This is a genomic window from Haloarcula rubripromontorii (genome assembly GCF_001280425.1).
Taxonomy (GTDB): Archaea; Halobacteriota; Halobacteria; order Halobacteriales; family Haloarculaceae; genus Haloarcula; species Haloarcula rubripromontorii.
In genome coordinates this window covers 903,923-917,433 of the sequence record NZ_LIUF01000001.1, presented here as the reverse complement: position 1 = coordinate 917,433, position 13,511 = coordinate 903,923, and the positions used below count along the sequence as shown (strand labels likewise).

Here is a 13,511-nt window from a genome sequence, read left to right as displayed (position 1 = left end):
CGGTCGGCGACACCAACGTGGCAAGCGGTTTTGCGTCTGTATCGAGGGAATATCCGCAGTACCGTGTGGTTTCTACCATCTTATCGGCAGTATTTACGCCACAGGGCGTCTGCCTCCTGTATGCGGCTGGCTTGGCGGTTCAGAGGGAGCGGCGTACCGTTTCCGTGGCGCTCCGGACCACAGTCTCGGGCGGAACGTCTTCGGCTACAGTGGTCCCGGCTCCGACGACGGCGTTTTCGCCGACCGTGACGCCGGGGAGGACCACCGCGCCAGCACCGACAAAAGCCCCGTTCTCGATGACGATCTCGTCGAACGTGTCGTTCTGGAACTCCATGCCTGTGTCGGTGAGGTCGTGGGTTACGCCGACGATGGAGGCGTTGGGTCCGATCTGGACGGACTCGCCGACTGTTGCGTTCTCGATGTAGGTGTTTGCGTTGACATCGGTCGGTCCGTGGATGGTCGCCTTCTTGATCGAGGCTCTCTCATAAATCTGGACGCCGTCGTCTATGTCGGCGTCGTGGATCGTCACGTATTCTCGAATTTCGACGGTTCCCAGCGTCGCGTTCTCGATCTGCGCGGTATCGTGGACAGCCATACCGAGACATCAGCGCGGACACTAATCATCGTGATGTCGAAGATTGGTTTTGTACCCTGACTCACGAAAGCCGCCTGCCCGGATATCGCGGGTCACTCCCGTCAACCAGAAAACGCCACGGCCCTCGATCTCCCTGTTCGGCTGTTCGGTCCCCGCGCGTGCCGCGAAAACCTACCTCCGCCACGGCTCGCTCCGCTCGCCGTTCCGGTCGGAGGTCCTTCGCGCGGCTCAGAACCTCCCTACGTCTCACGGCTTCGCCGCTCGACTATACGGCGGTCCTCGCTACGCTCGGACCGCCCTACGTCCCGTGCTGCCAGGAATCCATATACTCGGCCTGTGCGTCGGTCAGCGCATCGAACTCGACGCCCTCAGCGTCGAGTTTGATCTCCGCGACCTCCCTGTCGAGTCGGTCCGGGACAGCGTGGACACCGGCCTCGTAGTCGTCGCCGTTCTCGACCAGTTCGCGGACACAGACGGCCTGCACGCCGAAGCTCTGGTCCATGACCTCGACGGGGTGGCCCAGTGCGATGGGCGTCGCAAGGTTGACTAGGCGGCCCTCGGCCAGTACGTTCAGGCGTCGGCCGTCGGCCATCTCATAGGTCTGGACGCCGTCGCGGGCCTCGTAGGTGTCGACAGCGAGGTCCGACAGCGCGTCGAGGTCGACCTCCACATCGAAGTGACCAGCGTTCGCGAGCAGGACGCCGTCCTGCATCGCCTCGAAGTGCTCCTCGACGATGACATCACGGTTGCCGGTCGTCGTGATGAACACGTCGCCCTCGGCGGCAGCTTCGGCCATCGGTTTGACCTCGTAGCCTTCCATGTGCGCTTCGAGCGCGCGGCGGGGTTCGACTTCAGTGACAATCACGTCGGCGTTCTGGCCGCTGGCTTTCTTTGCGACACCTTTGCCGCAGTCACCGTAGCCGGAGACAACGACGGTCTTACCGGCCCACGAGAGGTTCGTCGTCATCGCAATCGAGGCCAGTGAGGACTCGCCGGTGCCGTGGACGTTGTCGAACAGGCGTTTCATCGGCGTGTCGTTGACCGCGAACACGGGGTAGTCGAGTTCGCCGTCGTCGTCCATCGCGCGCAGTCGGTGGACGCCGGTCGTCGTCTCCTCTGCCCCACCGATGATGGTTTCGATGAGTTCCGGATAGTCCTCGTGAATGGCCGCGACGAGGTCCATCCCGTCGTCGACAGTGATGGTCGGCTCGTGGCCGATGACAGCCTCGATAGCCGCGTAGTACTCCTCGTCGTCGACGCCGCGCTCGGCGTAAGAGGTGATACCGTCGACGGCGTCAAGCGCGGCGCTCACGTCGTCGTGTGTCGAAAGCGGGTTACAGCCGGTGATAGCGACTTCCGCGCCGCCGACCGCGAGGATTTCCGCAAGGACAGCGGTCTTGGCTTCGACGTGCATCGCCATGCCGATGCGTTCGCCGTCGAAGGGCTGGTCAGCCTCGAACTGCTCGCGGAGCGCGCCGCAGATGGGCATATGCTGGATGGCCCAGTCCATCTTTCGGCGGCCGGAATCGCGTGCCTCGTCGAGATCGTCGAGTCGCTCGGAAATAGGCGTCGTCATGGCACGATAGAGGAAGAGAACTCCTAAAACGCTACCGAAGCCGCTCAGTTGCCGCGGTCGGCGGGCGGACCGGCGTCGTCCGGTCGGCCGCGGTCGCCGCCGTCGTCATCGTCGCTGTCCTCGCCGTCATCATCGTCGCTGTCCTCGCCGTCATCATCGTCGCTGTCTGACTCCTCAGAATCGCTTTCCTCTTCGTCTTCAGCGCTCTCTTCATCGTCGGACTCGTCATCCGATTTTTCCGCTTCGGTATCGCCCTCTTCGTCCTCCGATTCCTCGTCGTCACCGCGGTCCGCAGGCGGCCCGGCGTCTTCCGGAGGGCCACGACGATCGTCGTCCGTTTCGTTCTCGTCGTCATCGCTGTTCGGACCGCGGTCCTCTGGCGGCCCGGCGTTCTCGGGTGGACCGCGTCGGTCGTCCTCGGTCTCGTTCTCGGTCTCGTTCTCGTCGTCACCGAAGATGTCGGCCGGCGGACCCTGCCGGTCGCTGGGGTGGGTCTCGTTGTCGGACTCGTTCGCATCGGTGACGTGCGCGGGCGGGCCGGCGTGGTCCGGCGCGTTGCCGGGGTTGTTCGCGGTCACGAAACTGGCGACAGCCGGACCGATGCCGCCGGTCCGGTTCTCGTCGCTCAGCAGGTCGTTGACGTACGCCGACACTTCGAGTCCGAAGGTGTCGAACTCAGTGACGTTCGCTGCGACGGTCAGGTCCGCCGTCGTCGTCGCGGTGTGGTTGTCGGCGGTCGCCGTCACGTCGACCGTGACGTTCTGCTCGGGCGCAGGCAGCCCGACCGTGCCGTCTCCGTCGGTCGTGTAGTTGCCCGTTCCGGCGTAGGAGGCGTTGTCGACCGTCTCGACGGCGACCGAGGCGTTCTCGACGCCCGTCTCGTTTGCCGTGACCGATACCGTCGCCGTGCCGTCGTCAGCCTGTGTGACGCCGACCGCGAGCGTGTTGCCCACGGCGGTGTTGCCAGCCGAGTCCGCCCCGGCGGCCAGTCCCGGTCCAGCGGCCAGCATGACCAGTCCGACAGCGGCGTACAGTGCGAAGAGTTTGGTGCGCATCGTACCCGATACCTTCGCCGAGAGGGCGATAAACACCCCCTCCCGTTCAACTCGTTCACCCCGTTTGCGTGAGGGGTGAAACCGTCCAAAAATCGTCGATATTGTTTATGCGCTGTTCTCGTCGTTTAGTTACCACTTCAATTCGATTGGTTAAGAGTCGGCCCGTTCGACCAGCGCGGCGGCGTGTTCGCTCGCCCGGTCGCGCACCGCCGCCTCGTCGAACACCTCGACCGTGCGGTCCCGCATCAGTACCTCGCCGTCACAGACCGTGTGGCGCACGTCGCTCCCGTTGACGGCGTAGGCCAGGTGCGAGACGAGGTCGTGGGCCGGCGTCAGGTGTGGCGCGTCGAGGTCGATGACGGCCAGGTCGGCGTTCGCGCCGGCCTCGATGCGGCCGCTGTCGAAGCCAAGCAGGGCCGCGCCGTTTTCGGTCGCCATCTCGACGACAGTGCCGGCGTCGACCGCGCTCGCGTCGTCGGCCGCGAGCTTGCCAATCATCGCTGCGTCGCGCATCTCGTCGAACATGTCGAGGTCGTTGTTCGAGGCCGCGCCGTCGGTCCCGATACCGACGGTGACGCCCGCATCGAGCAGGTCCTGAACAGGGGCCATTCCGCTGGCGAGTTTCATGTTCGAGGCCGGACAGTGGGCGACGCCGGTGCCCGTCTCGGCCAGCAGGTCGATCTCGCTCTCATCGACGTGGACGCCGTGGGCCACGTACGTGTCGCCGTCGAGCAGGCCGATGTCGTCGGCGTAGGCGAGCGGACGCATTTCGTGCTCGTCGACGATGGGCGTCACCTCGTCGCGCGTCTCGTTGGCGTGCAGGTGGATCGAGAGGTCATCGTCGAGGGCCTTCGGAACGAATTCGCGCAGGTAGTCCTCGCCGACGGTCGTGAGCGAGTGGGGCTGGAACGTCGTCCGAACCCGGCCATCAGCCGCACCGTTCAGGTTCCGGGCCACGTCGAGGCTCTCTTCGAGGTCAGCCCGCGCGCCCTCGTCGTCCTTGCCGACCGTGACCGCTGTGAACCCGAGCACCGCCCGCATCCCGGCCTGGTCGACGGCCTCGGCGATTTCCTCGACCGCGAAGTACATGTCAGACAGCGCGGTCGTCCCCGAGCGAATCATCTCGACCAGCCCGAGTTCCGCGCCGACGCGGATGTCCTCGGGCGTCAGTTCCGCCTCGACGGGCCAGACATCCTCCTGTAGCCAGGCGTCGAGGGGCTTGTCGTCAGCGAGACCGCGCAGCAGCGTCATGGCGACGTGCGTATGAGCGTTGACCAGCCCGGGAATGACCAGTCCCTCGCTGGCGTCGAGTTCGTCGTCACCGTCCAGTGTGCCCGGTTCGTCGACCGCTACGATGTCGCCGCTGTCCTGCGATACCAGTACGTCCGCTCGCTCGACGGTCAGGTCCGGGCGGAGGACCTGCCCGCCGGTGACGAGGAGTTCACTCATGCCGATGGCTTCGCAACCGCGGGTCTTAGTTCGCCGGGTCGACAGCGCTGCTGTGTGGCGTGTTGTCACGACCCTGTTGAATGTAGCGGTGACAGCAGTGCCTGTTCCGCAGAGGTCTTTCGGCTCCGGCGCGTTCGAGCGGGCAAGAGAATGGCGGCGGCAGAGCAACTCCGGCAGCGGGTCAGCGCGATTCGACACGGAAGCCCAGTCCGAATGCTGCTTGCCGTCGCCGCCGGCTGGTTCCTCGTCCTCGGGATGCGGTTTGTCGTCCCAGCGGTTCTCCCGACGATACGCGAGGAGTTCGTCATCTCGAACGCGGAGGCGGGGCTCGCGGTGACGGTACTCTGGCTCACGTACGCGGCAGTTCAGTTTCCCGCTGGGGTGCTCATCGACCGAATCGGGGAACGGACGCTGCTGGTGGCGGCAGCGCTGCTTTCGGGCGTCGGACTACTGGGCTACTTTTTCGCGCCGGTGTTCTCGCTGTTTCTCATCGCAACGGGCGCGTTCGGGTTCGGGACGGGACTGTACGGCCCGACGCGCGGGACCGCGCTCTCACGGACGTTCGACGCCCGCGAGGGGACCGCCTTCGGTGTCGTGATGGCCGCCGGCTCTCTCGGGGCGGCCGTACTGCCCGCCGTCGCCGCGTTCGTCACGACCCGGTACGGCTGGCGGCTCGCGCTTGCCAGCGCCGCTCCGCTGTTCATGCTCGTCGCCGGCGCGCTCTGGCTCTCGGTCTCGGACCGTCCGTCTGACGAGTCCGAGCGGAGTCTCCGACAGGACCTCCGAACAGTCCTCACCGGCTTTCACAACCGCCGGCTCGTGCTGTCGGTTTCGGGAAAGACACTGATGCTGTTCGCCTTTCAGGCTGTGACAGCGTTTCTCACAACGTATCTAGTCACGGTCCGGGGTATCTCACAGGGGACCGCCGGGGCGCTCCTCTCGGTGCTGTTCGTCGGTGGCGCACTCTCACAGACAGCCACTGGCCGGCTCGCCGACCGATACGGAACGCCCAGCGTCCTGACCGCTGTCGCACTCGTCAGTACCGTTCCGCTCGTGCTCATTCCGTCCGTCCGCGGCGTCGTGCCGCTGGCCGTCGTCTCCGGCCTCATCGGGGTTCGGATGAGCGTCGGCCCGCTGGCCAATGCCTACATCGTCGACACGCTGCCTGACGCCGCCGAAGGGACCGGCTGGGGGCTGCTCCGGACCGGTTTCTTCGCGATCAGTTCACTGGGCTCGACGGCTGTCGGCCTGCTCGCCGACCAGAACCTGTTTGCCGTCGCATTCTACGGTCTCGCTGCCCTGACGCTGCTGGCTGCGGGGACCTTCGTTGCCCTCCCACGCCGGGACCGCCTGTAGCGGCTCCGCCCACAGGCCCGGCCAGCCTGAGGGGAAAGACAGTTGCCCCACGGCCTGCCAGTAGGCGTATGCGAATCGCCGTCCCCAACAAGGGCCGCCTGCACGAACCAAGCGAGGAACTGCTCGAACGGGCCGGCCTCCATCTGGTCGACGGGGCCGACCGCCAACTGCACGCCGACACCGTCGACCCGGACGTGACCGTCCTGTACGCCCGCGCCGCCGACATCCCCGAGTACGTCGCGGACGGCGCTGCCGACGTGGGCATCACCGGTCTCGACCAGGTCCGGGAGTCCGACGCCGACGACCTCGTCGAACTCCGCGACCTCGATTTCGGCCGCTGTCGCCTCGTCCTCGCCGCACCGGAGGACAGCCACGTCGAGACAGTCTACGACTTCGAGGGAGGCCGCATCGCCACGGAGTTCCCGACCATCACCCGCCGGTACTTCGACCGCGTCGACGTCGACGTGGACGTGACCGAGGTGTCCGGCGCGACGGAACTGACTCCACACGTCGACATTGCCGACGGCATCGTCGACATCACCTCGACCGGGACGACGCTCCGGATGAACCGGCTGGCCGTCGTCGACGAGGTGCTCGAAAGCTCCGTCCGCCTGTTCGCCCGCGAGGACACCGCCGACGACGAGAAGGTGCGGCAGGTCGACACTGCGCTCGGCTCGGTCCTCGCCGCCGAAAACAAACGCTATCTGATGATGAACGCCCCCGAGGACGCCCTCGATGACGTGAAAGACGTGCTTCCGGGCATGGGCGGCCCCACCGTAATGGACATCGCCGGCTCCGACCAGCTCGCCGTTCACGCCGTCGTCGAGGAGCGCGCCGTCTTCGAGACGATTAGCTCGCTCAAGGACGTGGGCGCGAGCGACATCCTCGTAACCGAAATAGAGCGGCTGGTTGAATAGTACCTTTTTACGGCGAGAGTGTCCTCGCGCCGCCGGCGCTGCGGGCACCCCGCCGCAAAAGTCCACGCTAAAAAGGCTCCGAGCGCGACCTGCGGCCGCGCTCGAAGTGAAACCACGCCGGACGGGATGCTAACCGCACTCCGCTCTGCAGCCGCCGTGAATCACAGCTTGAGTCGGGATTTGGAGTTACTCACTGGTTCTACCGAGTGACCCGCCCGCTACCTGGTGGATTGAAAGGGCGATGTCGGTTCCGGGAACTCCGGCGAAGAAAGCACTGCAGGCCGCAACGGGGCCGAAGCGCGCAGCGAGCCGCGGGACCGGAACCGGCCGAGGGCTTTCACCACTCACTCTCTCACTCCGCTCCTGTTCCGAGAGTCAGAAGAACATGAAGATGTTGTTCAGCGCAAATCCGAGTACCGCCGCGAACGCCAGATGCAGCGCCACAAGCGGAGCCGTCGAGCGGGTCGATAGTCGGTAGGAGACGCTGATGGCGATACCGTCGGCGACGAGAGTGAGAAACAGGACGACGGCAACGCCGAGGTCGGCCGAGACGATGCCAGACTCGACGCCCCAGCGCTGGAGGACCAGGGAGACGAGCGCCGGCGCGAGAGCCGCTTTCGCGGCGAGCTGGCTCGGCACGTCACCGATGAAAAACGTCGCAGCCAGGTGGAGCGTGACAGCATAAAACAGCCAGGTGACGAGGACGGTCACGAGAACCGCGAGGATACCACCGCCGGTGAGGCTGGAGAACCCGGACTGGAGCATACTCCGGGTTCGGCGGCCGTTCGCTTGTGCGTTTTGTTCCCGGACGCGACCGGCACGCTCATAGCCGCTCGCCCACACCGCTCGGGCGTGTACGTCCTCGAACTCGGCGGGCAGGACGATGCGTTCGCACGGCGGGAAGCCGCAAGCGCTGCGAGCGCCGTCGACGTGCTCGCCCCCGGACTGGCGACGGCACGCGGTATCAGCGACCGCGTTCGCCACCTCGCGTTTACCCACCGAGTCTGCGACCTAGTCGGAACGACCGACCCCGACATCGAAAGCGCCGCCGCGTTGCTGTCGGCCGCGACCATCGACCGTGAGGGGAGCGTCGCCGTGCGTGCGGTCGACGTGCGGGCGAGCACTGGCATCGATACACAGCAAGCCGAACGGACGCTGGGTGGCGTCCTCACCGACCGCGGCTTCGCCGTCGACCTCGACAACCCGGACCACGTTCTCTATGCCTACTTTTCGGACCCCGACGGCGACGAGGAGGGCGGGACGGGCGAGGCCTGCTGTGCGCTGGGCTGGCTCGAAGCCGAGAGCGTCCGCGACTTCGGAGAGCGCCAGCCGACAGACCGCCCGTTCTTCCAGCCCGGCAGCATGGACCCGCTCGAAGCCCGGGCACTGGTGAACATCGCTGGAGCCGGCCCGGACGCAACGATACTGGACCCGATGTGTGGCACCGGCGGCCTTCTGCTGGAGGCGGGGCTGGTCGGGGCCGACGTGGTCGGCGGCGACGCACAAGAAAAGATGGTCTCTGGGGCATCCGAGAACCTCCGGTACGCGCTCGACGGGGGCGGTCACCCCGACAGAGACGCCTATCCCGAGCCGGGCGAGTGGGAGGTGTTCCGGTCCGACGCGTCCGCACTGCCGGTGGCCGACACCACCGTCGACGCCGTCGTCTTCGATGCGCCTTACGGCCGCCAGTCCCGTATCGAAGGGGAGCTGGCTCCCCTCGTTTCCGGTGCGCTCGGCGAAGCCAATCGCGTCGCAGGACGGTGCGTACTGGTCGCCGACCGCGACTGGCGCGATGCGGGGACCAATGCAGGCTGGACCATCACCGACTACTTCCGCCGTCGCGTCCATCGCTCGCTTGTCAGGCACGTCCACGTGCTTGAGTGAACATACGTCCACTTTCTCTGGACAGCTGTTGTTTTTTATTTCGGTATGAGTAAAGTTTATGCCATGTCAAATGCTAATGAGTCACAAGTATGCCAACGTGGTCAGACCCCGCCCCATGCGACGACGATGAACAGTTGTTCGAGTGCCCGGACTGCGGGAAGCGGCTCTGTAGCGAGCGCTCAACGGTCTCCTGTGGCCGCTGTGAGACAGAAATGCAGAATCTCAGCGTTCCACGGCCGGAGTGAAACCCGTCCGCGTTTTTTACGGCTAGCTCGACACGAGTGCAATCGCTCGCTCAGCGTCACCGTCCATCCGCTCCAGCAGCGACCGGACCCGCTCACGGGCTGTGTCGTTGCAGTCGGCCAGCACCATCCCCTCATCCGGCTGGCCGTACACGACGCTGGCACCTGCAGGCGCGGCGAGCACTGCAGGGAGCGTAGCGAGGTCCTCCTCGCCATCAACATCCAGAAGTGTCGTTCCATCGCTGTCGATACCGTCCCTGAGTGCAGTAAGCAGTTCAGCGGTGAGCGTCGCGGCCGGATTGTCGACCGAGCGCGTCCGGTCGAAGCCATCGATTGCCGCGGCCACGTCCGCGTCGACGGCCGAGCGCTTGGTCCGTTCGTCGACCAGCGCGAGGTTGGGTATCCGCCCAGCCTCGATGAGGTGGTACGTGACCATATCACCGACCGCGATGATGGGGTTGCCGGCGTCGTCCAGCAGCGCCGCTGTATCGGTGTAGATGCGTCCGAGCGGCTCTTTCAGTTCCGTCCGCAGGCCACTCGGGAGTTCGAGAACGACGTCGGACACGTTAGCGGACTTTCAGCGCGTACTTGCCCGGCTCGGTCACTTCCATCTCGGCGGCGATGTCGGAGCGCTCCGGGTGCGCGATGACCACATAGCCGGCCCAGTCTTCGGTCAGTGCGGTGCCGCCACAGGCCTCACACTGGCTTTCGATCTCCGCACTCTGGACGCGGTGACAGTCGCGACAGACGAGGCGGTCCGCCATCAGCTATCACCGGCTTCCGCCGTGCCCTCGCGACGCTCGCGCTCCTCCTGAAGCCAGCCGTGCTTGCCAAGGCCGACCTGTTTCGCGGTCAGACCGATCTTGGAGTCGCGGGGGTTGCGCTCGTCGATGCTCTTGGTGACAATGCGCGCCCGGACGGCGTCGCCGACGGTGAGCGTCCGGTTGGACTCGCGGGAGGCGAGCTGTTGGTTCTCCTCGTCGTAGGCCAGATACTCGTCGGAGATCTGGGAGACGTGGAGCAGGCCGTCGACCGGCCCGATACCGATGAAGGCCCCGAAGTTGACGACCTCGACGACCTCCCCGTCGACCACTTCCTGCATCTGCGGGTCGAACGTGAGCGCGTCGAACTCGGCCTCGTAGTAGACGCCGGGCTTGTTCGGCAACACGGCACCGGTGCCGATGTCGTGGACCTCGATGACCGAGACGACGCTGCCGACGTCCTCGTCCATTCGACCTTCGAGCTTTTCTTGCAGGAGCCGTTTGACCAGCCCCGGACTGACCTCCGCCAGAAAGCGTGGCGGGACTTCGACCGTATCGCGTAGGCGTACCCGTTTATACATGTGTTATGGTTGAGTGATACCCAGTTTGTTCCGGCCCCTTAAACTAATTACTGGAACGCCCGCGTCCAGCAGGCGTCGTTTGAGGGGGTTGTCGTTCGTGACCGCGTGTGTCGCTTCGTCTGCCTGTGCCAGTTCGAGGACGGCGTCGTCGGCGTAGTCGGCCGTCGTCTCCCGGACCGTACACCGGTCCAGCAGGTCCTGCCCGACTGAGGCCGCAGTCGCTTCCGCGCCAGCCCCGTCGGCCAGTTTCGCTAGCTCGTCGCGGACGGCGGCGGGCGCGACGTAGTCCGTCGCGTCCGGCAACACCCTGTCGAGTTCCTCGAACAGCCGCACGTTGCATTCGACCGGCATCATCAGCGCGTTCGTGTCCAGCACGATCATCACCGCAACGTGCCGACACCGATGAGCCGCCACCGAGCGCCGACACGGCGGTTGATGGCGATCTTCGAGCCCGACGCCGCACAGACCGGGCGCTTGAGCGCGACTTCACATTCGTCGTCTCGGGCGCTCGTGACTGAACCGACAGTCGTGGCGGTGCCGATAGTCAGCATGAGCGGTTCGCCGGTCGATATCTCGTCGACCTCGCCGCCGTCGTCACCGACGATTCGTTCCAGCAGGTCCACGTCCATCGTGAACGTCTCGTGGACCGGCGGGAGGCTGCCGGGCGGGCCGGCGACCTGGCCGGCGAGCGCGTCCCCTTTCGTGATTGCGGGGTCGAGACCGGTCCCGACGCCGAGCAGACCGCCCGGCGTGACCGTGTCCACGAAGTCGCCGCCGGACTGGAGCGACCGGACCGTCGTCGTCACGGGCTGCCACTCCGTCTGGCCGCCTTCCTCGACCTCGCGGCCGGGGCGGAGTTCGATCTCGTCATCGACGTCCAGCTGGCCGCTGACGAGCGAGCCGCCCAGCACGCCGCCCATCAGGTCGTCCCAGGTCGTTCCGGGTCGGTTGATGTCGAACGAGCGTGCGACCATCATGCGGGCGTCCTCGTCGGGGTCCCGTTCCGGCGTCGGGATCTCGGACTGGATGGCCTCAATGAGCAGGTCGATGTTGGCTTCCTGACCCGCGCTGATGGGGACAATCGGTGCGCCTTCGGCGACGGTGCCTTCGACAAAGTCCTGAATCTGCTCGTAGTTCTGCATCGCCCGCTCCTCGTCGACGAGGTCGACCTTGTTCTGGGCGATGACGATGTTGTCGATGCCGATGATGTCGAGCGCAGAGAGGTGCTCCTCGGTCTGGGCCTGTGGGACAGGCTCCGTCGCCGAGATGACGAGTACGGCCCCGTCCATGATGGCCGCACCGGACAGCATGGTGGCCATGAGCGTCTCGTGGCCGGGCGCGTCCACGAACGACACCGTCCGGAGGTGGTCGGTGTCGACGTCGTGGTCGTCGCAGTGCTCGTCGACGGTAAAGGCCTCCGGCTCCTCGGCCTCCGGGCAGCGACGGAACGTCGCGTCGGCGTAGCCGAGTCGGATAGAGATACCGCGTTTCATCTCCTCGGAGTGCTGGTCGGTCCATTCGCCGGACAGCGCCTGTACGAGTGTCGTCTTTCCGTGGTCGACGTGCCCGACGAGTCCGATGTTCACCTCCGGTTGTTTGTTCGATGTCATTTCGAGAGTAATCTTGGTGGAGTTTCGCCGCGTGCAACTGATAAACCTACTGTTTGCGCCCCGACGACTCCCGTTCAATCGCCGATCCGGCCCTTGCTGACAGCGGCGACGGCACCGTATTGCTCGGTCTCGCCCGTGGTATAGCGACGCGACCCCTGTCGCCGAGCGCGAGCGACAGCCCGCTCCTCTCAGAAGTGTTACGTAACTGTGTTTCTGTGAACGCTTTTGTTCCCAGGGGAACAGATTAGTGTACGATGCGAGTCGATGAGTCCCCCGAAACAGATGCCGACATCGATCCAGCGACAGCGTTCTCGGTCATCGCGAGCGAGACGCGCCTGGACATCTTGGAGGCGCTGTGGCGCGCAGACGACCGGCCGGTTCGCTTCTCAGAGTTGTTCGACGATGTCGAACTGGCAGACAGCGGGCAGTTCAACTATCACCTTCAGGAACTCACCGGCCAGTTCGTCAGCCAGGGAGGGGACGGGTACGACCTCCGGCACGCCGGGGCGCAGGTCATCCGTGCGGTGCGGGCAGGAACGTTCACCCGGACCCCCGACATCGACCCGTTCCCGGTGACCGGAGCCTGCACACGGTGTGGCGGCGGCCTACTGGCCGAGTACGCCGACGAGCAGTTCGCCATCGACTGCAGAGACTGCGGGAAAGCCCACGGCAAGTACCCGTTCCCGCCGGGCGGTCTGGTCGACCGGACGCCAGCGGAAGTCGCGACGGCCTACGCCGAGCGGGTGCGCCACCTCCACTGCCTGGCCGCCGACGGCGTCTGCCCCGACTGCGCCGGACGGATGGCGACGGAAATCTCTCGCGACGGCGACTGCTGTCTCGACGTGTCGGTCCGCGCCGAGTTCGTCTGCGAACGGTGTCGTCACGAACTCTGTTCGCCTGTCGGGCTGACACTACTGGACGACTCCCGCGTCGCAGCGTTCTACGACGACCACGGCGTCGACCTGTCGAGTCGACCCTACTGGACGCTCCCCTGGTGTGTCGACGACCAGTACACGACCGTCGAAGACACCGATCCGTGGCGGCTTGCGGTCCGGATTCCGATGGCCGAGGCGGAACTGACCGCCTATCTGGACGGCGATCTACAGCCGGTCGAGTTCGAGCGACAGGCCTGCGAACACTGAGCCGTCCCGCTGATGTAGTGTCGGTACTGTGGCGACGGTGGGTTCCCGCTGACTGAAATCGTCTTCAGGAAAGCCCCGATACGTGCCTCCTGCATAAATATCATTCAGATTATACTTATCGGGACTCGGGACCATCGTTTCACTGTAATGTACCAACCCGCGCCCTACGCCGATGCCGAACTGTATCGGCCGACGTATCCATCGCTGACCGTTCGTTCCCTGCTTGGAGTGCTGGCCGCATATCTCGGCTTACTGACGATACTCTCACAGAGTCTGATCCTCGGGCTGGCGGCGCTTTCCTGTTTCTTCGTCGCTACTCGGTAACCGGGCGCGGGGCTTTTGC

General features: G+C 65.5%; 16 protein-coding genes. 6 read left to right on the top strand and 10 right to left on the bottom strand.

The genetic code is table 11. The annotated features are described in order from the left end of the window. Positions 1–139: 139 nt before the first annotated feature. The 4 genes from AMS69_RS04685 to AMS69_RS04670 form a co-directional block, all read right to left on the bottom strand. Positions 140–595: an acyltransferase gene (locus tag AMS69_RS04685; protein ID WP_053966907.1), complete on the bottom strand. Its 456-nt coding sequence runs from the start codon at positions 593–595 to the stop codon at positions 140–142. A 298-nt stretch (positions 596–893) separates the two neighbouring features. Next, a complete protein-coding gene (locus AMS69_RS04680) occupies positions 894–2,171 on the bottom strand; it encodes an adenosylhomocysteinase (RefSeq protein ID WP_053966906.1) in 1,278 nt (425 codons plus the stop codon). Between the two features lie 44 nt (positions 2,172–2,215). After that, positions 2,216–3,226 (bottom strand): hypothetical protein, encoded by a 1,011-nt coding sequence (locus tag AMS69_RS04675; RefSeq protein WP_053966905.1) that lies wholly within the window; start codon positions 3,224–3,226, stop codon positions 2,216–2,218. Between the two features lie 150 nt (positions 3,227–3,376). Further along, the gene (locus AMS69_RS04670) at positions 3,377–4,675 is read right to left on the bottom strand and encodes an amidohydrolase (protein WP_053966904.1); all 1,299 of its coding nucleotides are present in this window, start codon (positions 4,673–4,675) and stop codon (positions 3,377–3,379) included. Positions 4,676–4,888: 213 nt separating this feature from the next. On the opposite strand from AMS69_RS04670, the gene AMS69_RS04665 reads away from it, so the two are divergent. Both AMS69_RS04665 and hisG read left to right on the top strand, forming a co-directional pair. After that, positions 4,889–6,031, top strand: a complete 1,143-nt coding sequence (locus AMS69_RS04665) for an MFS transporter (RefSeq protein ID WP_053967033.1) — start codon at positions 4,889–4,891, stop codon at positions 6,029–6,031. 68 nt (positions 6,032–6,099) lie between these two features. Further along, positions 6,100–6,948 carry an ATP phosphoribosyltransferase gene (gene hisG, locus AMS69_RS04660; RefSeq protein ID WP_053966903.1) on the top strand — a complete coding sequence of 283 codons (849 nt, stop codon included), beginning with the start codon at positions 6,100–6,102 and terminating at the stop codon, positions 6,946–6,948. Positions 6,949–7,323: 375 nt separating this feature from the next. On the opposite strand, the gene AMS69_RS04655 is transcribed toward hisG, so the two are convergent. Beyond that, positions 7,324–7,713: a DUF7473 family protein gene (locus AMS69_RS04655; RefSeq protein WP_053967032.1), complete on the bottom strand. Its 390-nt coding sequence runs from the start codon at positions 7,711–7,713 to the stop codon at positions 7,324–7,326. An 87-nt stretch (positions 7,714–7,800) separates the two neighbouring features. Here AMS69_RS04655 and AMS69_RS04650 point away from each other — a divergent pair, with 87 nt between their 5' ends. Further along, entirely contained in the window at positions 7,801–8,832 is a 1,032-nt protein-coding gene (locus tag AMS69_RS04650; RefSeq protein ID WP_053966902.1) for an RNA methyltransferase, read from the top strand. Between the two features lie 89 nt (positions 8,833–8,921). Beyond that, positions 8,922–9,077 (top strand): rubrerythrin-like domain-containing protein, encoded by a 156-nt coding sequence (locus AMS69_RS20095; RefSeq protein ID WP_004960444.1) that lies wholly within the window; start codon positions 8,922–8,924, stop codon positions 9,075–9,077. A gap of 22 nt (positions 9,078–9,099) precedes the next feature. Here AMS69_RS20095 and AMS69_RS04645 read toward each other — a convergent pair whose 3' ends face one another. From AMS69_RS04645 to AMS69_RS04625, 5 genes are read right to left on the bottom strand one after another with little or no spacing between them, the layout of a single operon-like run. Beyond that, positions 9,100–9,639 carry a GTP-dependent dephospho-CoA kinase family protein gene (locus tag AMS69_RS04645; RefSeq protein ID WP_053966901.1) on the bottom strand — a complete coding sequence of 180 codons (540 nt, stop codon included), beginning with the start codon at positions 9,637–9,639 and terminating at the stop codon, positions 9,100–9,102. A 1-nt stretch (position 9,640) separates the two neighbouring features. Beyond that, entirely contained in the window at positions 9,641–9,838 is a 198-nt protein-coding gene (spt4, locus tag AMS69_RS04640; RefSeq protein ID WP_080508795.1) for a transcription elongation factor subunit Spt4, read from the bottom strand. Continuing rightward, a complete protein-coding gene (locus AMS69_RS04635) occupies positions 9,838–10,416 on the bottom strand; it encodes a DNA-directed RNA polymerase (protein ID WP_004516007.1) in 579 nt (192 codons plus the stop codon). Before AMS69_RS04635 ends, spt4 begins: the two co-directional genes overlap by 1 nt. A 3-nt stretch (positions 10,417–10,419) precedes the next feature. Then, positions 10,420–10,797: a twitching motility protein PilT gene (locus AMS69_RS04630; protein WP_053966899.1), complete on the bottom strand. Its 378-nt coding sequence runs from the start codon at positions 10,795–10,797 to the stop codon at positions 10,420–10,422. Then, the gene (locus AMS69_RS04625) at positions 10,797–12,026 is read right to left on the bottom strand and encodes a translation initiation factor IF-2 subunit gamma (protein ID WP_053966898.1); all 1,230 of its coding nucleotides are present in this window, start codon (positions 12,024–12,026) and stop codon (positions 10,797–10,799) included. Before AMS69_RS04625 ends, AMS69_RS04630 begins: the two co-directional genes overlap by 1 nt. Before the next feature lie 254 nt (positions 12,027–12,280). Between AMS69_RS04625 and AMS69_RS04620 the strand changes: the two genes are divergently transcribed. Continuing rightward, the gene (locus AMS69_RS04620) at positions 12,281–13,168 is read left to right on the top strand and encodes a DUF7351 domain-containing protein (RefSeq protein ID WP_053966897.1); all 888 of its coding nucleotides are present in this window, start codon (positions 12,281–12,283) and stop codon (positions 13,166–13,168) included. 147 nt (positions 13,169–13,315) lie between these two features. Next, the gene (locus AMS69_RS20515) at positions 13,316–13,492 is read left to right on the top strand and encodes a hypothetical protein (protein WP_170082590.1); all 177 of its coding nucleotides are present in this window, start codon (positions 13,316–13,318) and stop codon (positions 13,490–13,492) included. The last annotated feature ends 19 nt before the right edge of the window (positions 13,493–13,511 follow it).